This is a genomic window from Arthrobacter sp. 05N33_2, assembly GCF_056397425.1.
This window is the reverse complement of record NZ_JBFTNJ010000003.1, coordinates 110,387-132,326: the sequence shown is the minus strand read 5'-3', so window position 1 is coordinate 132,326 and position 21,940 is coordinate 110,387. Positions and strand designations below refer to the sequence as shown.

Genomic DNA, 21,940 nt, shown 5'->3' with positions numbered 1-21,940 from the left:
GCAAATGCATCTGCGGAGGTCAGYGAACAATTAGCACCAATTGGGGCGCCGAATACCGGTGCTGTACCTAGCACCGGAGCCCATACTGGCCCGCGGATAAGTCGGCGTCGCTTGAACGATATTGAAGGCCGGCTCAGCGAACGCGATCGCGCTGTCCTGTCGTCTGTGGAGCGCTATCGGTTCTTGACGGCGCGTCACATTGAAACCTTGCATTTTGCAGAGCACGCGACTGCAGAATCGGGTGCTCGAACCTGCCGCCGAGTCTTAGCAAGACTACGAAGCCATCGCATTTTGGGCGTCCTAAATCGGCGGATCGGTGGTGTCCGGGCAGGTTCGGAGGGGCTGGTTTTCTTCATCGATACAGCCGGCGAGCGCATTCAACGGAACCAGGAGTCGAGTCGCCGACGTAAGCGCTTCGATGAGCCATCGTCGCGATTCCTTGATCACACTCTGGCCATAGCCGACGTTGCTGTCAGCATCATTGCCGCTGCATCCGAGTCGGGTGCAGAGGTCGTGCAGCTGGCTCCGGAAGGCGAGGCTCGTCGCCACTACACGGATCGCCTTGGTGTCGGTCAGGTGCTTCGACCAGACCTGTATGTTGAGCTCGCTGCCCATCCCGCGGATCAGGATGTTGAGGCGTTCTTCGTTGAAGTGGATCTTGGTCACGAGAGCCTGCCTACCGTCCTCGGCAAGTGCTTGTTATACGAGGAATATCTCGAAACCGGCATCGAACAGCGTGAATTCGGCGGCTTTCCAAAGGTCGTCTGGGCTATGGATGCCTACCGCCCAAACGTGGCCGAGCGCCGCCGCCAAGCATTTCTGGCGGCATTGCAACGGAACGCTCGGGTGACCCCTGGGCTCTACCGCATCAGTGCCTTGGAGGAGGTTGCGGCTCAGCTCGTCCGGGAGGTTCGCCATGACTAAGCCCGTCAACGTTCTGTACGTCGGGGACGCTTTAGAAAAGCTCCGCAAGCTCCCGGCCGGGTCGGTGGACATGTGCCTAACCAGCCCACCGTACTTCCGATTACGCGACTACGATGCCGACGGCCAGATAGGGCTCGAAGCAGATGTGGAGGCGTGGGCTGGCGTGATTCGAGCCGTTGCACGCGAGATTGACCGCGTATTAGTTCCGACCGGCACCTTCTGGCTTAATCTCGGCGATACGTATGCAAACCATCCTCGGCAAGGCGCGCCGTCCAAGAGCCTGCTTCTGGCACCGGAACGCGTAGCGCAGCTGCTGCAGGAAGATGGGTGGATAGTCCGCAACAAGATCATCTGGGCCAAGCCGAATCCTATGCCAACCAGCGTTCAAGACCGGCTGACAGCGTCTCATGAAGTGATCTACCTGTTCGCGAAGCAGGAACGCTACTACTTCGACCTCGATGCCATTCGCGTGCCGCATCTGTCAAAGCCCGGTCGCCCACCTCGTGCCTCATTGCGACGTCCCGCTAAGGAAGGGTGGCGGGGGCCAAACACCGATTCGACGATCGGTCTCGCGGCCATGAAGGCTCGTGGAATTGTTGGCCATCCGCTCGGTAAGAACCCTGGGGACGTGTGGACAATCGCTACAGCGGCTGGCAAAGGCAGCCACCACGCCACATTTCCTGAAACGCTGGCTAGCCGATGTATTCAAGCCGGAACCCCCGAAGCACGTTGCGCCATCTGCCGCGCCCCGTGGCGACGACCAATCCGTAGGCTAGGGCAGACCGCCACGCGGCTGGCACTTCAGGCGGGCTGCAGTCACAAAGGGGATCCAGAGCCCGGCATCGTCCTGGACCCCTTCATTGGCAGTGGCTCGACCGCCGTCGTCGCTGAATCACTCGGCCGTAATTGGCTGGGTATCGAGCTAAACCCCACCTTTGCCCGGGAAGCGCAAGAGCGGATCACGGCAGCTCGTCCGCGTTCGCCACCAAGCGGATAGCACTCGGGCAGCTCGTCGGTGCGCTGCGGCTGGTGACGAGGATTCCATTCCGGAATCTCGCCAGTCGCACAATCCGAGGAGTTGTCATGACGACACCCACCGCTGGCGGGGACCGCCAGAACCCGGCAGGAGTGAAGACTCTTGCCATCCGGCTCGAACCGGACGTCCACACCCAGCTGACGCTCATTGCGCAGCTGCGGGGAAGCACCATCACCGACGAGATCAGAAAAGCCTTGATGGCGCACATCGCCGGCATCAAGGAAAACACGGATCTGGCATCTCAAGCCGAATCCGCCCTCGCGGAAATCGACCGAGAAGCTGCTGCCCGGCGCGAGGCTATCGCTCATCTGTTCGGCACCGATCAGGAAGCGGCCAAGCCCCGCGCGGCACGCGGACGTTAGTTCGAGTACCACCGGCAGGGACGGCGTGAGCAGCGCTCAATTGAGAGCGCCTCCGCTGTCCTTGCCGCCTACCCATCTGCTTAAACGAAAGGAGGACATATGAACCACGAACGACTACCCGAGTCCACGCCGGAACGAGACAGGGGCACTACCCCCGCCATCTACGTCGCGTCGTTGGCTGACTATAACGACGGGCGACTGCTCGGCACCTGGATAGACGCCACCATAGGCGCAGACGCCATTTACGAGCAGATCCATGCCATGCTGGCGCGGTCTCGTGAACCCGCGCCGGAAGAATGGGCGATCCATGACTACGAAGGCTTCGGGAGTAAACAGCTCAGTGAGTTCGAACGTATCGAGGAAGTCGCTGCACTCGCCGAAGGCATCGCCAAATATGGTCCCGCCTTCGCTGCATGGGTGGACTACTCCGGCTTAGATGCCGAAGATTGGCACTACTTCGAGGGTGCCTACCTCGGCGAATACCCCACGCTGGAGGCGTACGCCGAGCGGATCATCGATGACATGGGATGGCAGCAGGAAGTTGACGCGCACCTGCCAGAGTCACTGAAGCCGTACGCCAAGATTGACGCGGAAGCAATGGGCGAGGACTTGCGACTCAGCGGTGAGATCTACGTGATCGAATCTGACTCCGGAATCTACGTCTTCAATAGTCGTATTTAACCTTCCGGAATATTAGGAAGGCCTTCCTGCCTTGACGAAATTTCTGTTGTGGAATTCGCTTAAATCGTTGAAGGAATTGAACGATCGATTCATAATACAATCAGAAATTGGAGACAGAACAAATGCAGGAAAAAGACATTCAAGGCTTAGCCGAAACAATCCGGAAGCAGCGCCAGTGGCTGGGTCTTTCCGCGAGCGAAGTCGCCCGACAAGCAGGGGTCGCGAAGGGAACGATCACCCGGCTAGAGCTGGGACAGATTGCCAATCCCCGCATGGATAATCTTCGCGCCATCGCCGACGTCCTCCAGCTTCCACTGACCGACATCCTGGCCGAATCGAGCATGCTGCGCGGCTCCGACCTACCAACGCTCAATCCGTACCTGCGCACGAAATTCAAAGGTATGCCGGACAGCGCAGTCCGTGAGATTGAAGAGCACTTTCGCGATGTCGCCGCCCGGCACGGCATCAATATAAATACCGGCCCCGCCCCCGGCGAGGACGAATAACCAACGACTTCTCAGAGAAAGGAGAAAGCCATGACCAACGAAAATATCACCACATATATCGAACCGAGCGTCCTGGCTACTCTCCGCGCGCTCATCCCGAACCGAGAGGTTCGTTCCCACTCTGAGGCAAGGCAGGTAGCCGAGCACCAAGCCATCCGACTCCTGGAGCTGCACGGCATCGAGGACGGGCCAGTGCCAGTTGAATTCATCGCCGACCTGCCCAAGATTGAAATTGAGATGGTCGACGCTCCGGTCTCAGGGGCTAGCTTCTGGAACGGGAGCAATTGGATCATCCAGCTGAACAAGCATGAGAGTTACAGCCGTCAGCGGTTCACTCTTGCCCACGAATACAAGCACATCATCGACCACAATCGTGCTGACGCCCTGTATATCGGAACCCGCGACTCCACTCCTGCCGAACAGGCCGAGCAAGCTGCTGACTACTTCGCAGGCTGTCTGCTCGTTCCGAAAAAACTTCTCAAGCGCGCCTACTACGGCGGCATGCAGCGAACGACCGATCTCGCAGCGCACTTTCAAGTATCCGAAGCTGCGATGACTGTGCGACTGCGCCAAACAGGCATCGCGGAGCCCACCCCACGTTGCACACCCCAAAGCACGCCGTTCTCCCGTTCATGGCAGTACCGCATGAATCACCGCGCCCAAACACAAGGAGTATGACCATGACCATCGAGGAAATCGAGGCTCTAAGACCGCGTAAGGCAGTTCTGTATCTTCGGGTATCGAGCAAGAAGCAGACCGAAACTGCCGTTGATATCGATAAGGACGGTAACTCCATTGCCACGCAGCGTGACGTCTGCGGGCAGAAGGCCGTAGCCGTCAACGCCGACATCGTGGAGGAATTCGTGGAGCCTGGTGTGTCAGCGCAAACGATCGAGAAGCGGCCAGTCTTCCAGGCATTGCTGAAGTTTCTGCAGGAGCACCGCGACGTTGACTATGTCATCGTGTATGCCCGCTCCCGAGCCTTTCGTAACTTCACTGACGCGGCCATTACGCGACGACATCTCGACAAGCTGGGCGTGCGCTTGCTTTCCGCCCGTGAGGACTTTGGTGAGGGCACATACGCGGAAGCGATGGAAGCCGTCACCGACATCATGAACCAAGTGCAGAACCAGCTCAGCGGTGAAGACATCCGGATCAAGATGCGCAACAAGGCTATCAACGGTGGCACAGTCGGTAAGGCCAAGATTGGGTACCTCAATATCCGCAAGGATATCGACGGGCGCATGATCAACAGCGTCGGGCTCGATGAAACGAGGGCGCCGCTCGTGCTCAAGGCCTTTGAACTGTATGCCACCGGGAAATACTCCATCGAGCGGCTGGAAGCGACGATGGCAGACCTCGGATTGACGAGCCGTCGGACAGCTCGATATCCGGAAAAGCCAGTCTCCGCGAGCAGGCTGCATCAGATGCTCAAAGATCCGTATTACGTCGGGTACGTCGTCTACAAGGGCGATGCTTATCCGGGACGTCACGAGCCAATCATCGGACAAGACCTCTTCGATCAAGTGCAAGAAGTTATGAGCTCACGTAGTGGATCAGGCGCCAGGGATCGCATTCACAATCACTACCTCAAGGGCATGCTCTACTGCGGCAAGTGCTTTCGGCTTGGCCGGGAGAGTCGCGTCGTTTATACCCAAGTGAAAGGGCGCGGGGGAACTATTCATGAGTACTTCTTCTGCCGTGCCCGCCAGGAAGGCCAGTGCGACCTTCCGTATCTACCGGCCTATCTCATCGAGGACAGTGTGGCCGAATCCTACGGTCGGCTTGTGCTGGACAAAGCCTTCGCGGAGGACATTCGCTCCAGACTGGATGAAGCCCTTGTCGGTGAACAGCAGGACATAAAGGAGATGTACGCGAAGTACAGGAATCAGCTCAAAGAAGTTGAGGCCAAGGAGAGCCGGCTCGTTGATATTGCGGCCGATGGCATCCTGCCGCAGTCGAAGGTCCGGGAGAAAATGCATGAGCTGCGCGTTCAACGTTCCCGCATCGAAGACAGCCTGGCGAACATCGGCGAGCAGATCGCGGTAGGGGGCCAGCTTCTTGCTAAGGCGATTGATCAGATCGCTGACCCGAAGTCGTACTACGACAAGGCAACGGACAAGGTCCGGCGCCTCCTCAATGAATCCTTTTATCACCGTTTCTTTGTGCACCAGGAGGGCTCCGTTGGCACGGATCTGAATCAACCCTTTGCCGACGTCTTCGCGGCCCAGGCGGCCTACCGATCGATCAAACCCGCGTCGGCGATGTCTGTCCATGAATCGACCCAATCGTCCGAACAAGAGGCCATTTTGGGCGTTTCAGACGTACTTTCTGGCCAGTTCCCGGATACCAAAAATGGCGCCGATTTCTCGACGCCATCTCTGTTGTGTCAACTAAAGTCGATCTACTTGAACCGTGGTTCAAATAAAGCAACTCTGGTCGGGATGACAGGATTTGAACCTGCGACCTCGTCGTCCCGAACGACGCGCGCTACCAAGCTGCGCCACATCCCGATCCGTTGCTTCAAAAGCAACTTCACAAGAGTATCCGATCATGGCCCCGGATGTGAAATCGGGCGCCGGCCGGGACGTGTCCCGCCGTCGTCCCGGCCCGGACGCCGACCGGTCCCGGCAGGCGCTGTTCAGACCAGCGAGTCTTTCCAGGCGCCGTGGAGCCGGGCGAAGGCGCCGCCGTCGCCGATCAGCTGCTCCGGGGTGCCGTCCTCCACGACCCGTCCGTCGTGCACCACCAGCACCCGGTCCGCCGTCTCCACGGTGGAGAGCCGGTGGGCAATGATCAGCGCTGTCCGCCCGGGACCGGGGGCCGAGTCCGGGCCGGGGGCCGAGTCTGCAACGGGCTGTCCGCCGCCCGCCTGTCCACCGGACGGCCGCTGGCCGGCCTCCCGGGTGCCGGCCTCCCGTGTCCCGCGCAGGAGCCCCGCGAGGCCGTGCTGGACCATGCGCTCCGACGGGATGTCCAGCGAGGACGTTGCCTCGTCCAGGATCAGCACGGCCGGGCGGGCCAGAAACGCGCGGGCGAAGCTGATCAGCTGGCGCTGCCCGGCGGAGACGCGGCCGCCGCGCTTGTTGACGTCGGTGTCGTAGCCGTCCGGCAGTTCCATGATGAAGGCGTGCGCCCCCACCGCCCGGGCCGCGTCCTCGATCTCCGCACGCGAGGCTTCGGGCCGGCCCAGGGCGATGTTGTCCGCCACGGAGCCGCTGAACAGGAAGGCCTCCTGGGTGACCATTACGACGTTCCGGCGCAGGTCCTCGGTGCTGAGCTGGCGCAGGTCCACGCCGTCGAGGGTCAGCGACCCGGCGGAGACGTCGTAGAAGCGGGCAATCAGCTTCGCGAGGGTGGATTTGCCGGCGCCGGTCTGCCCGACGAGCGCGACCGTCTGCCCGGCGGGGATGTGCAGGTCCAGCCTCGGGATGACCACCGGGCCGTCGCCGTAGCGGAATTCGACGCCGTTGAAATCGATGCTGCCCCGCGCGTCGTACAGGGCCGCGGGTGTTTTCGGCGGTCTGACAGTGGGGACCTCCTCGAGCAGACCCGAGACCTTTTCCAGGGCCGCCTGGGCGCTTTGGAAGGAGTTGTAGAACATGGCCATCTGGTCCACCGGCTGGAAGAAGCGCTTGGCGGACAGGATCAGGGCCAGGAGCACGCCGACCTCCAGGTCGCCGCTGAGGACCCGGAAGCCGCCGGTGAGCAGCACGAGGGCCACGCACACGTTCCCGATCAGCACCAGCCCCGGCTGGAAGATGCCGTTGAGGTTGATGGAGCGGACGGTCGCGCGGCGGTAGTCCTCCGACAGTTCGGAGTAGCCCGCGGCATTCTCGCGTTCCTTCCGGAAGGCCTTCACGGCGCGGATCCCGGTCATGGTCTCCACGAAGTGCACGATCAGCCGGGCCGAGACCACCCGGGATTCGCGGAAGGCGATCTGGGAGTGCTTCTGGTACCAGCGGGCCAGGAAATACATCGGCACGCCGGCGGCCAGAACCAGCACGCCGCTGCGCCAGTCCAGGGCGAACACCGTCACGGCGGTAAACGCCATGAACAGCATTCCCGAGGCCAGCGAGCTCACGCCGGAATCCAGGAGTTCGCGCAGGGCCTCCAGGTCCGAGGTCTGCCGGGCGATGATGCGCCCCGAGGTGTATTTCTCGTGGAATTCCAGGCTCAGCCGCTGCGTGTGGCGGAAGACCCGGACGCGGAGGTCCAGCAGCATCGCCTGGCTGAGCCGCGCCGTCGAGGTCACGTACAGGGCGGTCAGGCCGGCCGCCACGACGGCCGCGGCAAGGTAGGCGACGCCGGTCAGCACCAGGGGAAGGTTGTCGCCGGCGCGCACGGCGGGCAGGGCGTGGTCGATACCGAAGGCGATCAGGGCCGGCCCGGCCACGCGGGCGGCCTGGGACAGCACGACGGCGCCGATCGTCAGCCAGAACCGGGCCCGGACGGGGCGGATCAGGGAGCCCAGGAGGGTCAGGGAGCGCCGCCGGACGGCCTTGCTTTCGTTCCTGCTGAGGTGCGCGTTGTCCTCATTGGCGGTGCCGAACGTTGCGCTGCTCATCGGGAAATCTCCTCGGACTGGTCCTCGAGGGCGGACAATTCTGAATCCAGGTCCCGCGGTTCCGGGTCCAGGCTGGCGATCACGTAGCGGTAATGGCTGTTCTTGGCGAGCAGTTCCGCATGGGTTCCGACGGCGGCGATCCGGCCGTCCTCGAGCAGGGCCACCCGGTCGGCCAGCGCCACCGTGGAAGGCCTGTGGGCCACGATCAGCGTGGTGGTGTCCGCGAGGACCTTGCGCAGCCGGGCCTCGACGAGGACCTCGGTGTTCACATCCAGCGCCGAGAGCGGGTCGTCCAGGACCAGCACGGCCGGTTTCGCGGCGATGGCCCGGGCCAGGGCGATGCGCTGGCGCTGGCCGCCGGAGAGGCTGAGGCCCTCCTCTCCGATCAGGGTATCGACCCCGTCCGGCAGGGAATAGGCGAAGTGGGCCTGGGCGACGTCGAGGGCTTCCTCCAGGGCCGCGTCGCGGCCCTCCGCCGATCCGGCGTCGGGCGCGCCGAGCAGGACGTTGTCCCGGACGGAGCTGGAGAACAGCGTGGTGTCCTCGAACGCCACGGAGACCACGGTGCGCAGGTCCTCCACCGCGAACTCTCGCAGGTCCACTCCGTCGATGGTGATGGCACCGCCGGTGACGTCGTAGAGGCGGGGGACCAGCTGGAGCAGGGCGCTCTTGCCGCCGCCCGTGATACCCACGAGGGCCATGGTTTCGCCGGGGCGGATGTCCAGGGTGATGTTCTTGAGGATCGGCTTGTCCGGGGCGTCCTCGAACGCGAACGAGGCATTGCGGAAGCTGAGGGCACCCTTGAGGCCGGCCGGGCGGCGGGGCTGGTCCGGGCTGGTGATCGTGTTCTGCGCGTCCATGACCTCGAAGTGCCGGTCCACCGCGGACTTCGCGGTGAGGGCCATCGCCAGCAGCATGCCGCAGAACTCGACCGGCGCGGCGACCACGGCGGCGGTGGCGAAGAAGGCCACCAGGGACCCGATGGAGAGCTGGTCCGTGGAGGCCAGCAGGATGCCGACGACGAGGCCGGCGCCGAGCGCGAGTTCGGGCAGGAGCGTCACCACCAGGCTGAACGTGGCCAGGTGCTTGGCCTTGGCGATCTCGGTCTGCCGGAGTTCCTCGGCCTGTTCGTTGAAGTTCTCCAGGGCCTCCCGGCTGCGGCCGAAGGCCTTCAGGACGCGGATGCCGTGCACGGATTCCTCGACCGTGGTGGCGAGGTCCCCGGCCTGGTCCTGGCTGCGCCGGGCCACCTTGCTGAAGCGGGTGCGGAAGCGGAATCCGTAGATCATGATCGGCACGGCGGCGGCCAGGAAGATCAGGGCCAGCTGCCAGCTCATGGCAAACATCACCGCGACGCCGATCACCACGGTGAGCGTCGTGACCACCAGCATGATGGCGCCGAAGGCCATCCAGCGGCGCAGGAAGTTCAGGTCCGTCATGGCCCGGGACAGCAGCTGACCGGAGCCCCAGCGGTCATGGAAGGAAACTGTGAGGTCCTGCAGATGCCCGTAGAGCGAGACCCGCATCCGGGTCTCGACGGTGGTGGCGGGATTGATGACGAACTGCCGGCGCAGGGCCACGAGGCCCGCCTCGGCGATGCCCAGGACCAGGATGAGGAGCGAGGCAGTCCAGACGGCTTCCGCGCTGCCGCCGGGGGTCAGGGACTCGTTGACCAGCACGCGCAGCACCTGCGGGATGGCCAGTGCCATGACGCTGGCCAGCAGCGCGCAGAGCAGGCCCATGACCAGCCGGGGCAGGATTGGCCTGACGTGCGGGAAGAGACGGCTGATGGAGGTGAAGAATGAGCTCTGCTTGGCCATGCCTGCTTCTTAAGACGCCCGTGCATAGATCGCACCGTTGAATGTAGTTTCCTGTAGCAACTACCCTAGGCCATCGGGTGACCGGATTCACACGTTGTTCAGCGCTCCCAGCATCTCGCCCAGTCATTGCGATCCGCAATAGGTGCGGGCGGCGGGTGGCCGTGGGACATGTCCGGTGGTGGCCGCAGCGGGTGGGCATTGTKGGCCTATGCCCAGTGCCCGCGACCAGGGGAGGGCATGTCCCGTGGGCTCGGGCGCCAGGGGAGGGCATGTCCACCGGCCAGGCCGGAGGGCGGGCAGCACTGGCCGCGGCCAGGCCTAGGCGCGGGAGGTCAGCGTGAGCAGAACGGCTTCGGGCCGGCAGGCAATGCGGACCGGGGCGAAGCGGGACGTGCCGATGCCGCCCGAGACGTTCACCGGCGTCGTCCTCCCGTTGCTCTCCCAGGTGTGCAGCCCCCGGGCCCGCCAGGTGGGCAGGTCGCAGTTGGTGACCAGGGCCCCGTAGCCCGGGACGCAGATCTGGCCGCCGTGGGTATGACCGGCCAGGAGGAGGTGGGCGCCGGCTTCGGTGAAGTGGTCGAGGACGCGCTGGTAGGGTGCGTGCGCGACGGCGATGCGCAGGTGCGGGTCGGCGTCCCGGCCCTTGGTCCCGCGCGGCCAGCCCGCGTACCGTTCGAGGCGCAGGTGCGGATCGTCGACGCCGGAGAAATCGAAGCRCATGCCCTTGAGCACGACCGACTGGCAGCGATTGGTCAGGTCCACCCAGCCGGACATGCCGAACTCGGCACGCAGCCGGGGCCAGTCGAGCCTTTCCGGGTGCTTGCGCTCGCCCGAGGGCCCGAGCAAATATGACGCCGGGTTCTTCAGGCTCGGGCCGAAGTAGTCGTTCGAGCCGGGGACAAACACGCCGGGAAATTCCAGCAGGGGCCGCAGGGCCGCTACGAGGGGGTCCACGCCCTTGGCATGGCTGAGGTTGTCGCCCGTGTTCACCACGAGGTCCGGCTGCAATTGCGCCAGGGAGGACAGCCACTGCGACTTCCGGTGCTGGCCCGGAACGAAGTGGATATCGGACAGGTGCAGTATCCGGAACGGGCCGAACCCGGCCGGCAGGATGGGGAGGGTTTCCTCCCTGATCACAAACTGGTTCTTCTCCCACAGCCCGTAGCCGGTAGCGGCCGCCCCCGCCGCCGTCCCGATCGCGGCGGTCACGGCAAAGCCGCGTCCGATGCTTCGAACGCGGCTCGCCAGATCATTGCCCAGGGTCATCGGCTACTTCTTGCCGGAGGACTTCGTAGGTGCCGGAGTCGGGTCGGCGGACGGTTGTGTGGCCGGCTCGGTGCTCTTGGCGGTCGGAATGGAGGTCCGCGGCGTTGAGATCGGGTCCGGGACCGGGGCCGGGGAGTACAGCATGTCCGACGGCGGGGCCGGGAACGGATCGGTGCCGTAGGCCGGTGCCACCTGGGCCATGTAGTTCGAGAACTGCGGCCCGGCGATCATGTAACCGTCGATGCCCTTGTAGAAGTTGCCGTTGATCGTGACGTTCTGCCCGGCGCGCTGCTGGTTGCCCAGGGGATCGCCAAACCACGTGGCCGTTGCCAGGCCGCTGGTGTAGCCCGCCACCCAGGTGGAGCTGTTGTTGTCGTTGGTGCCGGTCTTCGCCGCGATGGGGAACGTGGTCCGGGTCGAAATCCGGGGCTGGATCAGCGAGCCCGAGCCGCGGTTGAGCACTTCCTGCATGGCGTACGCGACGCCGTGGGCCACCTCGGGCTTGATCGCGTCCCGGCAGTTGGGTGACTGGGCCGGCAGCTGTGCGCCGGTCGCGTCCGTCACCGACTCGATGGCCATCGGTTCGCAGTACTTGCCGTTGTTGGCGAAGGTGGCGAATGCGCTGGCCATGGTCAGCGGCGCCGTCTGGCGGGCGCCGATCAGGCTGCTCAACCGGGTCATCGGAACCTTGGGGTTGGGATCGTCGCCGTTCGGGCTCGGCAGGCCTTCGTGGATACCGACGGCATCCACGATCTTCTGGATCCCGCAGAGGTCCACCTGGGCGGCAGAGGCGAACGTGATGGTGTTGATGGAGTTCGCCAGGCCGTCAAGGACCGACATGTACTTGTAATGGTTCTCGTCCGCGTTCTGCAGGTCGTGGGTGCCGGCCGTGTCGTCGTACGAGTCGGTCGTCGGTGTGGGGCAGGTGTTCTTCCACGGGAAGCCGGRCGGGTATCGGCGCACGGCGCCGTTGAGCTGGGTGCTCATCGACTTGCCCTCGTTGAGCCACTCCGCGAACGTGAACGGCTTCATCGTGGACCCGGGCTGGAAGCCGCCGAGACCGTTGAGGTCATTGCCCTTGGCGTCCTGCACGTCCACGTTGAAGTTCTGGGTCTGGTCGAACTTGCCGTCGGCCGGGAACCAGACGGTGTTCTGGGCCATGGAGACGATCTTGCCCGAACCAGGCTGCACGGACACCAGCGAGGCGCCCCACTTGTCCGGGTTCGCGCCGGCCGATCCGTCCACCTGGGCCTGGGCCACGGACTGGGCCTTCGGGTCCAGCGTGGTCTTGATGGTCAGGCCGCCGCGGAAGATCTTCCGCTCACGCTCGGCAGCGTCGGCCCCGTACGCCGGATTGTTCAGGAGCAGGTGGAGCACGTAGTCGCAGAAGTACGGCGCCGTCTGCGAATACGCACAGCCCTGGCGGGGCTGGGTGACCTTGGTCTGCACCGGCGTCGCCACCGCGGCATCGTAGTCGGCCTGCTTGATCTTGCCCTGCGTCAGCATTGCGTGGAGCACGAGGTCGCGACGGACCTTGGCGTTCTCCGGATTGGTGATCGGGTCGTAGTAGGAGGGGCTGTTCACGACGCCGGCCAGCAGGGCCGCCTGCGGCAGGGTCAGGTCCTTGGCCGTGGTGCTGAAGAAGAACTTGGACGCGGCCTCGATGCCGTAGGCGTCCCGGTTGAAGAACACGATGTTCAAGTAGCCCTCGAGGATCTGCTCCTTGGTGAACTTCTTCTCCAGCGCGATGGCCAGCTTCATTTCACGGAGCTTGTCCCCGACGCCCTTGTTGACGCCGTTGAGCAGGACCTCGTCGCCCTTGCCTTCGGCCTCCAGCGAGGAGTTGATGACGTTGTTGACGTACTGCTGCGTGATCGTGGACGCGCCCTGCTTGTTGCCGCGGGCGGTGCTCACGAGCGCGCGCAGGATGCCGGTGGTGTCCACACCGCCGTGCTCATAGAAGCGGCTGTCCTCGATGGCGATGATCGCGTCCTTGATGTGCGGTGACATCTGGTCCAGCGAAACACGGGTGCGGTTTTCCGCGTAAAGGTTCGCGATCGGGCTGCCGTCGGACGCCAGGATCGTGGTCGACTGGCTCGGCGGATCGACCTTCAGCTCAGCGGGGAGTGTGTCAAAAAACTGGATCGAACCGCTCGCCGCACTGCCCGAGACGGCCGCCGCGGGGACCAGGAGGCCCGCCACCAGGACACCGCAAATAGCGCTCACGCCCAGGAAAAGAAAGATCTTTCCGAGGGTGGTGGCCGTGTCGAATAAAGGGTTCTTGCCAGTCGCCATGTTTTCCACTTTACCGGCAACGACTAGGCTTTATGTCATGACCAAATGGGAGTACGCCACGATTCCGCTCATTATTCACGCCACAAAGCAGATCCTGGACCAGTGGGGTGACGACGGCTGGGAGCTCGTCCAGGTTGTTCCGGGACCCGATGGAAACGGCCTGGTTGCCTACCTGAAGCGGGAGAAGCAGTAGCCATGAACACCCCCTCAGAAGCCGTTCCGGCCACGCCGGCGGGCGCGGGAAACATCTCCGAAAACACGGCCGGCGCAGCGAGCCACACGGCCGGCGCGGGCGCGTCGTCCGCCGTCGAACAGCGCCTCGCGGAGCTGGGCCTGACGCTCCCCGACGTCGCTGCTCCGGTCGCGGCGTATGTTCCGGCCGTGATTTCCGGCAACCACGTCTACACCTCCGGGCAGCTGCCGTTCATCAACGGCAAGCTCGAGGCCACCGGAAAGGTTTCCACCGGTTCGGCGGGCGCCTCCGACGAATCCACGGTGTCCCCGGAGGACGCGAAGGCCTACGCTGCCGTCTGCGCCGTCAACGCACTGGCCGCCGTCAAGAGTGTGATCGGCGACCTCGACCGCATCACGCGGATCGTCAAGGTTGTCGGATTTGTATCCTCCGACCCTTCCTTCACCGGCCAGCCCGGTGTCATCAACGGCGCCTCGGAGCTGCTGGGCCAGGTCCTCGGCGACGCCGGCCAGCACGCACGTTCCGCCGTCGGCGTATCCGTTCTGCCGCTCGACTCGCCTGTCGAAGTCGAACTGATCGCTGAATTCGCCTAGTAGACCGGTTACGTCGTTGCCTCAGTTAGAACGCCGCCTGTTCGTCCTGCCCCCGGATCTTGAGGGAGCAGCCCGCAGCTGGATTGAACACGGTGAGCGGACGCCCCGCGCGCCCCGTTTGGCCTCCTCCGTGATCCTGCTGCGGGATTCGCCCACGGGCCTGGAGACCTGGCTCGGCTACCGGACGGGGTCCTCCCCGCTCGGTGTCCTCGCCTTCCCCGGCGGATCGCTGGAATCCACCGACGACGACGCCGTCGGCTGGCTCGGCCCCTCACCCCAGCACTGGGCCGAGCAGATGGGGACGTCCGACGTCGGGCTGGCGCGCCGACACGTCGTCGGTGCCATCCGTGAACTGTTTGAGGAGACCGGCATCCTGCTGGCCGGCCCCGACCTGTCCACCACGGTGGAACTGACCTCCAGTGCCGACTGGATGCGCGCCCGCGAAGCCGTGGCCGAGCAGGAGAAATCCTTCACCGACCTGCTCGCCAAGCGCGGGCTCTCGCTGCGCACTGACCTGCTCAAACCCCTGGTGAACTGGCTCAGCCCCGACTTCGCGCACCGCCGGTTCAACACCCGCTACTTTGCCGCCACCGTGCCGGTGAACCAGCAGCCCTCGCTGCTGGCCAGCAAGGGCGTCTGGGGCCGCTGGGTGTGCGTCCGGAAAGTCGTGAGCGAGCGGGACAGCACCGTGCTGGGTGACGAGGTAGGGCAGGAGAACACCGTCGGCCGGACCCTGGGCGAACTCCTGGTCCCTGGCTCGGAGATCATGCTTGAGAAGATGGCCAAGGCCAACGGCTGCATCGCCTACCTCAGCTACAAGCGCAAGGCCCACGTCTACCAGCCGAAGCTGGTCGAGGAAGACGGCCGGCTCATGCTTGAAGTCGAAGCAGCCAAAACGATCGCCGGCGAACCGCAGCGGGAACGCTAGGCCCGGGGAGCGCCGACGCCACGGAAGGCTGACTCCATGCGGGCAGCCTGTTAGGGCTTGGCTTGGGCGGGGGCCGGGCGATTCCCGGGACATGCCCCGCCCTGCTCCTGAGCGCTGGACATGTTCCTTCGTGCCGCGTGCCGGCCCGGGACATGCCCCGCCCTGCTCCTGAGCACTGGACATGTTCCTTCGTGCTGCGTGCCGGCCCGGGACATGCCCTCCGGTGGACCTGACAGGTGGACATAGTGGCATTATGTCCAGTCGTTGCAGCCGGGGCTGGACATGTCCCTTGTTGCCGGGTGCGGGCCCGGGGACATGTCGGGCGCCGATCCGCACCAGTGGACATGTCCCGCGGACAACCAGCCCGAAACCTCCTCCGCGAATTAATGGCAGAAGATTAACGGCAGAAGGCCGGTCCCGTTTCCGGGGCCGGCCTTCGTGGTTGCTGCCGGGGATCCCTAGCGGGAACGCTGGCGCAGGCGCTGCATGTCAAGGATGACGACGGCGCGCGCTTCCAGTCGCAGCCAGCCGCGCTGCACGAATTCTGCGAGGGCCTTGTTGACCGTTTCACGGGAGGCGCCGACCAGCTGGGCGAGCTCCTCCTGCGTCAGTTCATGGGCGACCAGGACGCCGTCGGTCGCCGGGCGGCCGAAGCGGTCGGCCAGATCCAGCAGCGCCTTGGCCACACGGCCCGGCACGTCGGAGAAGACGAGGTCGGAAAGGGAATCGTTGGTGCGGCGCAGGCGGCGTGCCAAGGCCTGCAGCAGCTGGGCCGAGACCTCGGGGCGGGTGCGCAGCAGCGCGTTGAGGCTCTCGTTCTTCAGGCCGGCGAGACGCGTCTCGGAAACGGCAGTTGCCGTGGCCGTGCGCGGGCTGGGGTCGAACAGCGCCATTTCGCCGAAAAGCTCGCCCGGGCCGAGGATGGCCAGCAGTGATTCGCGGCCGTCCGGCGACGTGCGGCCGAGCTTCACCTTGCCGGAGACGATGAAGTAAAGCTGGTCACCCTGGTCGCCTTCCCGGAATACCGAGGCACCGCGTGAAAGGTCCACCTCGGTAAGTTCGTCCGTCAGCAGACGGAACGCCTCGTCGTCGAGCGTGGCGAAAAGGGGTGCGCGGCGCAATACCTCGATATCCATGAAATCTCCTGACTAGCTGTGTCGGCTGGGGCGCTTCAGCCATTGTTTCAGAATTTTGGAGCTTCTGTGACGTAGTTGGCACGGAAACGCCCGGAGGGGCCGAAAGCGCACGGCTCGGAAAGTCCGCGCAGATCCCTGTGCAGGCTGGCGGCCGGTCGGCAAACGTTCAGCTTACACCGGTAGAATCGTCGCTGAACTGTCTGTGAGGAGCCCCGGTGTTTGGCTTGACCATTTTGGACCTGCTGTTGGTTGTGGCGCTCTTGTCCTACCTGATCCACGGTCTTCGCAACGGCTTCCTTGTGACGCTCGGAGGCATCGCGGGATTCGCGGCAGGCGCCGTCGCCGCCTTCGTCTCCGTGCCCRTCGTCAGCGGCCTCGTGGAGGACAGCGGCTGGCGCCTGACGGCGATCGTCGCCACGGCGGTCCTTCTGATGATCGTGGGCAACGGCCTCGGCACCATGATCGGGCGGCGAATCCGCAGCGTGGTCCCGTTCAGCCCCCTGCGGGCGGCGGACCGCCTCGTGGGCGGGGGCGTGAACGTGGTGGTGTCCGCCCTTGTGATGTCGATGCTGGCGTTCAGCATCGGGGCCCTGGGTGTGCCGTTCGTGTCCCAGCAGCTCGCGGAATCCAAAGTCATCAGGTTCATCGACGGCGTGACGCCGATGCCGGTCAAGGCATCAATGGCGCAGCTGCGTTCCGCCGTGATCGGCGAGGGAATCCCCACGCTGCTGGACGGCTTCGGCCAGAGCCAGCCCGTTGCCGTTCCGGACACCAGCACCGACACGCCGGCGCTGAACAAGGCCGCCGCGTCAGTGCTCAAGATCGCCGGAACCGCCTACCAGTGCGGCCAAAACCAGACCGGAACAGGCTTCGTGGTCGCCCCCGGGCGCGTGGTGACCAACGCCCATGTGGTCGCCGGGGTCGACGAACCAGTGGTGGAAACGCCCGGTGGCCGCGCACTGCCTGGGCGCGTTGTGTACTTTGACTCCCAGCACGACCTCGCCGTCGTGGCCGTTGACGGTCTGCGCTCGGAACCCCTGGCGCTGGCTGCCGACCTGCCGTCCGGCAGCGCTGCGGCCTTTGCCGGCTATCCGCACGGCGGGCCTTTCCAGTCCAAACCGGCCACGGTGCAGGACATCGCCACCGTGCTGGTCCCGGACATCTATGGCAAGAATGCGTCGCCCGAGGACGTCTACCGGCTGGCCGGCGACGTGCAGCCGGGCAACTCCGGGGGTCCGCTCCTGACCATGGACGGGCAGGTGGCGGGGGTGGTCTTTGCCAAGGCCACAACCGAGTCTTCGCTCGGATTTGCGATCACCATGAATGACCTGAGCCCCGTGGCGGCGCAGGCGCCGGGTCTGGGCAGCGCCGTTTCGTCCGGACAGTGCATCAAGAAATAGCAGGGCTGCCGCGCAGGCACTAGCCACAGTCAGGCCCGAGCCGCACGCAGGTTAGAGCCACTCCAGGCTCTGCCCGTGCGGGCCCGTGATGGCTGCCGGCTGGCCGTCCTGCAGCAGCAGGAACCGGCCGCGAAGCCGGGCGTCATCCATTTCCGGGACCACGCTGGACCCGTCTGCCTGCACCACCACCGTGTGGCCTTCGTTCGAGAGCCAGTGGCAGCCCCGCTCCGCGGCAAGATCCGCCATGGTGCGCCGGAACCGGGAGCGGCCGCCGGCATCCAGGTACGCCATGACGGCGCTGTGGAATACCACCAGGGCGGCGTCGGCCGGGGCGCGGCCGGCGAGTTCCACAAGTTGTTCGTTGAGGTCGCCGGCCACCAGCAGCGGCGGCCGTTCCCTGGCAATGGCGATCGCCTGGCGCAGCCGTTCAAGCCGGAACTCCTGCTCCGGCCAGACGAGGGCTTCGAGCCAGGCGACGTCGGCCGGGTCGCGCACGTCCAGGGGGTTGAGGTCGATCCCGGCACGCCATGCCACCCGGGGGATTTCCGCCGGCAGCGGCACCGGGCCCGAGGTCAGGCAGCGCAAGACCGGAAACGTGGCAGGCCGGGCGCCATCCGGAACCAGCCGCGTCGTCCTTGCTTCCGCCGCCGCCGGGTCCGCCGCCGACTCATCCGGTGCCCCCGCCCCGGTGTCGACAAACTCGTAACCGTAGCGGTCAGGGAACAGTGCCAGCCCCGCCGAGGCGCCCACCTCGATGAGGGCCAGCGGCCGGCCCTCTGCCGCGGATATCTGCGCGAGTGAGGGCAGCAGGGTGGCGCAGCGGCCGGCCTCGTTCGTCTGCGTGGACCGGGACAGCACGATTTCCGAGACCGCGTCCCAGTGATGGTCCAGGAACCTCCGGAAATCGCGGTAAGGGCTGATCTGCGCGCCGAGGAACCGGGCCGCGGCGAGGATCAGCAGCGGCTGGCGCTTGTTGTGCGGCCACTGATCAATCCGCCGGATCACCTCGGCGTCCCCGGCGATCCCCACGGACCACGCGGCATAGCAGGGGGAGGAGCCGGGGGCGTCGACCGTGCCGAAGTGCCGGTACCACTGCGCTGTGTCTGTGTCTGTGTCTGTGTCCGTAGCCGTAGCCGCGCCCGGTGCTGTGTCCGAGGCGGTGCCCGTGGCAGGGGCCGGAGCTGCGGACGGTTCCCCGGATGCTTCCGCCGCCGCGGGTTCGGCGGGGGACATGCTCAGTCCCCGGCCGCGTGCAGCCCGGCGAGGTATTCCACCGCGAAGCGGTAGCCCAGAATCCCGGCGCCGGCGATCACGGCCTTGCTGATGTCCGAAAGGTAGGAATGGTGCCGGAAAGGCTCGCGGGCGTGAACATTGGTGATGTGCACCTCGACCGTCGGCAGGGCAACAGCGGAAATGGCGTCCCGGATGGCCACGGACGTGTGCGTGTAGGCGCCGGCGTTGAGCACGATTCCCACCGCCTTCCCGCGGGCGGCGTGGATGGCGTCCACGAGGGCCCCTTCATGGTTGGACTGGAAGCACTCGACGTCCAGGCCGTGCGCGGCACCGGCGTCTTTGGCGAGCTGTTCGACGTCGGCCAGCGTCGCCGTCCCGTATTTCTCGGGCTCGCGGGTGCCAAGCAGGTTCAAATTGGGTCCGTTGAGAACCAGGATGGTGCCGCGGCCGGCAACGGTGGCGGAGGTGGCTTCAGTCATGTCTGCAAATCTATCGCGCCGCGGCCCGCGCGCGCCGTTCGTTACTGCGGCATTCTTCGCTGCTGCGGATGTTCCCGCCGCGGCCGCGTCGACAGACAGGACCAACGACGACGGCGGCGCGGCCCACCACGGTGGGCGGCGCCGCCGCCGGACAAACAGGCCAGCCAAACACAGCCGACGAACCCTTATCGGAACGAGCCGGCTATTTCTTCAGCGACTGCGCGATCTGGGCCATGACGGTGTTGTCTGCCAGGGTGGTCGCGTCGCCGACTTCGCGGCCTTCGGCGACGTCCTTGAGCAGGCGGCGCATGATCTTGCCGGAGCGGGTTTTGGGCAGTTCCGGGACCACGAGGATGGTTTTGGGTTTGGCGATCGGGCCGATTTCCTTGCCCACGTGGTTGCGGAGTTCCTGGACGATCGCGTCGCCGGTGTCCGTGGCGTCGGCGCGGAGGATCACGAAGGCGACGACGGCCTGTCCGGTGGTCTCGTCCGCGGCTCCGACGACGGCGGCTTCCGCCACCGCGGGGTGGGACACGAGTGCGGATTCGATTTCTGCGGTGGAGAGGCGGTGGCCGGAAATATTCATCACATCATCCACCCGGCCCAGCAGCCAGATGTCGCCGTCCTCGTCTTTCTTGGCGCCGTCGCCGGCGAAGTACATGGTCTCGAAGCGGGACCAGTACGTTTCCTTGAACCGCTCCGGGTCGCCCCAGATCCCGCGCAGCATGGCGGGCCACGGTTCGCGGATTACGAGGAAGCCGCCGTGGCCGTTGGGTACGGATTCGCCGAGTTCGTCCACGACGTCCACGGCGATGCCCGGCAGCGGGACCTGGGCCGAGCCGGGCTTGGTGGCCGTGACGCCGGGCAGCGGGGCGATCATCTGCGCCCCGGTCTCGGTCTGCCACCAGGTGTCCACGATCGGCGCGGGGTTTTCCTTCCGCTCGCCGTTCTTGCCGGCGTTGCCGCCGATGACCTCGCGGTACCACATCCAGGCCTCGGGGTTGATGGGTTCGCCGACGGAACCGAGGACCCGGATCGAGGAGAGGTCGGACTTGGCCGGGATGTCCTTGCCCCACTTCATGAAGGTGCGGATCGCGGTGGGGGCGGTGTAGAGGATGGAGACCTTGTACTTCTCCACGATTTCCCACCAGCGGCCCTGGTGCGGGGAATCCGGGGTGCCCTCATACATCACCTGGGTGGCGCCGTTGATGAGCGGGGCGTAGGCGACGTAGGAGTGCCCGGTGATCCAGCCGACGTCGGCGGTGCACCAGTAGACGTCGGTCTCCGGGTGGAGGTCAAAGACCGCCTTGTGCGTGTAGGCGCCCTGGGTGAGGTAGCCGCCGGTGCTGTGCAGGATGCCCTTGGGCTTGCCCGTCGTGCCGGAGGTGTAGAGGATGAAGAGCGGGTGTTCGGAGTCGTGCCCGACGGCGGTGTGTGTGGGGGACGCGGCGCCGACGGTGTCCGCCCACCAGTGGTCCCGGCCCTCGTGCCAGTCCACGGCCTGGCCGTTGCGCTTGACCACTACGACGTTCTGCACGGTGTGTCCGGTGCCGTCTCCCTCGTGGGACAACGCCTCGTCGACGGCCGGCTTCAGCGCGCTGGGCTTGCCGCGGCGGTAGGTGCCGTCGGCCGTGACCACGAGCTTGGCCTCGGCGTCGTCGATCCGGGAGCGCAGGGCTTCGGCGGAGAAGCCGCCGAAGACCACGGAGTGGATCGCGCCGATCCGGGCGCAGGCCAGCAGGGTGATGACGGCCTCGGGGATCATGGGAAGGTACACGGCCACACGGTCGCCCTTGGCCACGCCGAGGGACTCGAACGCGTTCGCGGCCTTCTTCACCTCCTCGGTCAGCTGCGCGTAGGTGTAGGTGCGGGTATCTCCCGGCTCGCCCTCGAAGTAGATGGCCACCCGGTCCCCGTTGCCGGCCTCGACGTGCCGGTCCAGGGCGTTGTAGGCGGCGTTGACCTCGCCGCCGACGAACCACTTCGCGAACGGCGGGTCGGACCAGTCCAGCGCCTGGGTGAAGTCCTTGGACCAGCTCAGCAGCTCCCGGGCCTGCTTCGCCCAGAACGCCGGACGGTCGGCGTCGGCCTCTGCGTAATCGGCGGCGGTGACCACTGCGTTCGCGGCGAACTCGGCGGACGGCGCGAAACGGCGGTTCTCCTGGGACAGGTTTTCGAACGCATCGCCCTGGGGTGTCTGCGTGGCCGTGGAGCCGGGTGTCTGCTGGGACATGGTGAACCTCATCATTCATCGATCCGGGCTGCGCGGCCGTGCTCGCCACCGTCGCGCCGGGCCGCATGCGCGACGTCGGGCGGCGGCAGACGGCGGCAGTGCCGCTAGCGCTGTCTGGAATCAACACTAATACTTGGGTCCGACCAAACGTGCGCCCCGTCACAAACAGCACCGTGAGCGGTGTTCGTTAAGCGCCGAGTGGTCTGTCCCCGGCGCCGGACGGCGGGCCGGGGCAAGCGTCCGGGATTCGGAAATCTGGGGAATTCTGCTGCGTCCGCCCACGGCTTG

The 21,940-nt window shown here is 65.4% G+C and carries 19 protein-coding genes, 1 tRNA gene and 1 pseudogene; 11 read left to right on the top strand and 10 right to left on the bottom strand.

The genetic code is table 11. From position 1 onward, the window contains the following. Positions 1 to 111: 111 nt before the first annotated feature. The 7 genes and pseudogenes from AC1DHX_RS04270 to AC1DHX_RS04240 form a co-directional block, all read left to right on the top strand. Positions 112 to 924: a replication-relaxation family protein gene (locus tag AC1DHX_RS04270; protein WP_476859245.1), complete on the top strand. Its 813-nt coding sequence runs from the start codon at positions 112 to 114 to the stop codon at positions 922 to 924. Next, positions 917 to 1,921, top strand: a complete 1,005-nt coding sequence (locus AC1DHX_RS04265; RefSeq protein ID WP_476859246.1) for a DNA-methyltransferase — start codon at positions 917 to 919, stop codon at positions 1,919 to 1,921. Before AC1DHX_RS04270 ends, AC1DHX_RS04265 begins: the two co-directional genes overlap by 8 nt. Positions 1,922 to 2,007: 86 nt before the next feature. Next, a complete protein-coding gene (locus tag AC1DHX_RS04260) occupies positions 2,008 to 2,322 on the top strand; it encodes a hypothetical protein (protein WP_476859247.1) in 315 nt (104 codons plus the stop codon). Between the two features lie 99 nt (positions 2,323 to 2,421). Then, positions 2,422 to 3,003, top strand: a complete 582-nt coding sequence (locus AC1DHX_RS04255; RefSeq protein WP_476859248.1) for an antirestriction protein ArdA — start codon at positions 2,422 to 2,424, stop codon at positions 3,001 to 3,003. Positions 3,004 to 3,110: 107 nt separating this feature from the next. Next, entirely contained in the window at positions 3,111 to 3,509 is a 399-nt protein-coding gene (locus tag AC1DHX_RS04250; protein ID WP_476859249.1) for a helix-turn-helix domain-containing protein, read from the top strand. Positions 3,510 to 3,539: 30 nt separating this feature from the next. Next, positions 3,540 to 4,187, top strand: coding sequence for an ImmA/IrrE family metallo-endopeptidase (locus AC1DHX_RS04245; protein ID WP_476859250.1), 648 nt, complete (start codon positions 3,540 to 3,542; stop codon positions 4,185 to 4,187). Continuing rightward, positions 4,142 to 4,999 (top strand): annotated as a pseudogene (locus AC1DHX_RS04240) (recombinase family protein); the annotation flags it as partial. The gene AC1DHX_RS04245 and the pseudogene AC1DHX_RS04240, both read left to right, overlap by 46 nt. Positions 5,000 to 5,245: 246 nt before the next feature. Here the strand turns inward: AC1DHX_RS04240 and AC1DHX_RS04235 are convergent. From AC1DHX_RS04235 to AC1DHX_RS04210, 6 genes are all read right to left on the bottom strand, one after another. Further along, entirely contained in the window at positions 5,246 to 5,785 is a 540-nt protein-coding gene (locus AC1DHX_RS04235; protein WP_476859251.1) for a hypothetical protein, read from the bottom strand. Between the two features lie 160 nt (positions 5,786 to 5,945). Further along, a tRNA-Pro gene (locus tag AC1DHX_RS04230) sits at positions 5,946 to 6,022 on the bottom strand. Between the two features lie 128 nt (positions 6,023 to 6,150). Continuing rightward, positions 6,151 to 8,076: an ABC transporter ATP-binding protein gene (locus AC1DHX_RS04225; RefSeq protein WP_476859252.1), complete on the bottom strand. Its 1,926-nt coding sequence runs from the start codon at positions 8,074 to 8,076 to the stop codon at positions 6,151 to 6,153. Then, on the bottom strand, positions 8,073 to 9,896 hold the full coding sequence (locus AC1DHX_RS04220; RefSeq protein WP_476859253.1) for an ABC transporter ATP-binding protein: 1,824 nt from the start codon (positions 9,894 to 9,896) through the stop codon (positions 8,073 to 8,075). Before AC1DHX_RS04220 ends, AC1DHX_RS04225 begins: the two co-directional genes overlap by 4 nt. A 318-nt stretch (positions 9,897 to 10,214) precedes the next feature. Next, positions 10,215 to 11,162: a metallophosphoesterase gene (locus tag AC1DHX_RS04215; RefSeq protein WP_476899874.1), complete on the bottom strand. Its 948-nt coding sequence runs from the start codon at positions 11,160 to 11,162 to the stop codon at positions 10,215 to 10,217. Between the two features lie 3 nt (positions 11,163 to 11,165). Beyond that, complete coding sequence (locus tag AC1DHX_RS04210; protein WP_476899873.1) at positions 11,166 to 13,457, bottom strand: transglycosylase domain-containing protein; 2,292 nt, start codon at positions 13,455 to 13,457, stop codon at positions 11,166 to 11,168. Positions 13,458 to 13,494: 37 nt separating this feature from the next. On the opposite strand from AC1DHX_RS04210, the gene AC1DHX_RS04205 reads away from it, so the two are divergent. Genes AC1DHX_RS04205 through AC1DHX_RS04195 form a run of 3 tightly spaced genes read left to right on the top strand, consistent with a single transcriptional unit; the run spans position 13,495 to position 15,171 of the window. Beyond that, positions 13,495 to 13,650 (top strand): DUF4177 domain-containing protein, encoded by a 156-nt coding sequence (locus tag AC1DHX_RS04205; RefSeq protein ID WP_003797879.1) that lies wholly within the window; start codon positions 13,495 to 13,497, stop codon positions 13,648 to 13,650. A gap of 2 nt (positions 13,651 to 13,652) precedes the next feature. Continuing rightward, positions 13,653 to 14,243: a RidA family protein gene (locus AC1DHX_RS04200; RefSeq protein ID WP_476859256.1), complete on the top strand. Its 591-nt coding sequence runs from the start codon at positions 13,653 to 13,655 to the stop codon at positions 14,241 to 14,243. 16 nt (positions 14,244 to 14,259) lie between these two features. Next, positions 14,260 to 15,171: an NUDIX hydrolase gene (locus AC1DHX_RS04195; protein ID WP_476855516.1), complete on the top strand. Its 912-nt coding sequence runs from the start codon at positions 14,260 to 14,262 to the stop codon at positions 15,169 to 15,171. A gap of 458 nt (positions 15,172 to 15,629) precedes the next feature. Here AC1DHX_RS04195 and AC1DHX_RS04190 read toward each other — a convergent pair whose 3' ends face one another. Further along, a complete protein-coding gene (locus AC1DHX_RS04190; protein WP_011693220.1) occupies positions 15,630 to 16,307 on the bottom strand; it encodes a Crp/Fnr family transcriptional regulator in 678 nt (225 codons plus the stop codon). Positions 16,308 to 16,522: 215 nt separating this feature from the next. Between AC1DHX_RS04190 and AC1DHX_RS04185 the strand changes: the two genes are divergently transcribed. Further along, positions 16,523 to 17,707: a MarP family serine protease gene (locus AC1DHX_RS04185; protein WP_476899872.1), complete on the top strand. Its 1,185-nt coding sequence runs from the start codon at positions 16,523 to 16,525 to the stop codon at positions 17,705 to 17,707. Between the two features lie 51 nt (positions 17,708 to 17,758). Here the strand turns inward: AC1DHX_RS04185 and AC1DHX_RS04180 are convergent, their stop codons facing one another. The 3 genes from AC1DHX_RS04180 to acs all read right to left on the bottom strand — a co-directional run bounded on the left by AC1DHX_RS04180 (position 17,759) and on the right by acs (position 21,652). Beyond that, the gene (locus AC1DHX_RS04180; protein WP_476859257.1) at positions 17,759 to 18,940 is read right to left on the bottom strand and encodes a DUF2332 domain-containing protein; all 1,182 of its coding nucleotides are present in this window, start codon (positions 18,938 to 18,940) and stop codon (positions 17,759 to 17,761) included. A gap of 2 nt (positions 18,941 to 18,942) precedes the next feature. Beyond that, entirely contained in the window at positions 18,943 to 19,419 is a 477-nt protein-coding gene (aroQ, locus tag AC1DHX_RS04175) for a type II 3-dehydroquinate dehydratase (RefSeq protein WP_230009056.1), read from the bottom strand. Between the two features lie 202 nt (positions 19,420 to 19,621). Further along, positions 19,622 to 21,652, bottom strand: coding sequence for an acetate--CoA ligase (gene acs / locus AC1DHX_RS04170; protein WP_476859258.1), 2,031 nt, complete (start codon positions 21,650 to 21,652; stop codon positions 19,622 to 19,624). Positions 21,653 to 21,940 lie beyond the last annotated feature (288 nt).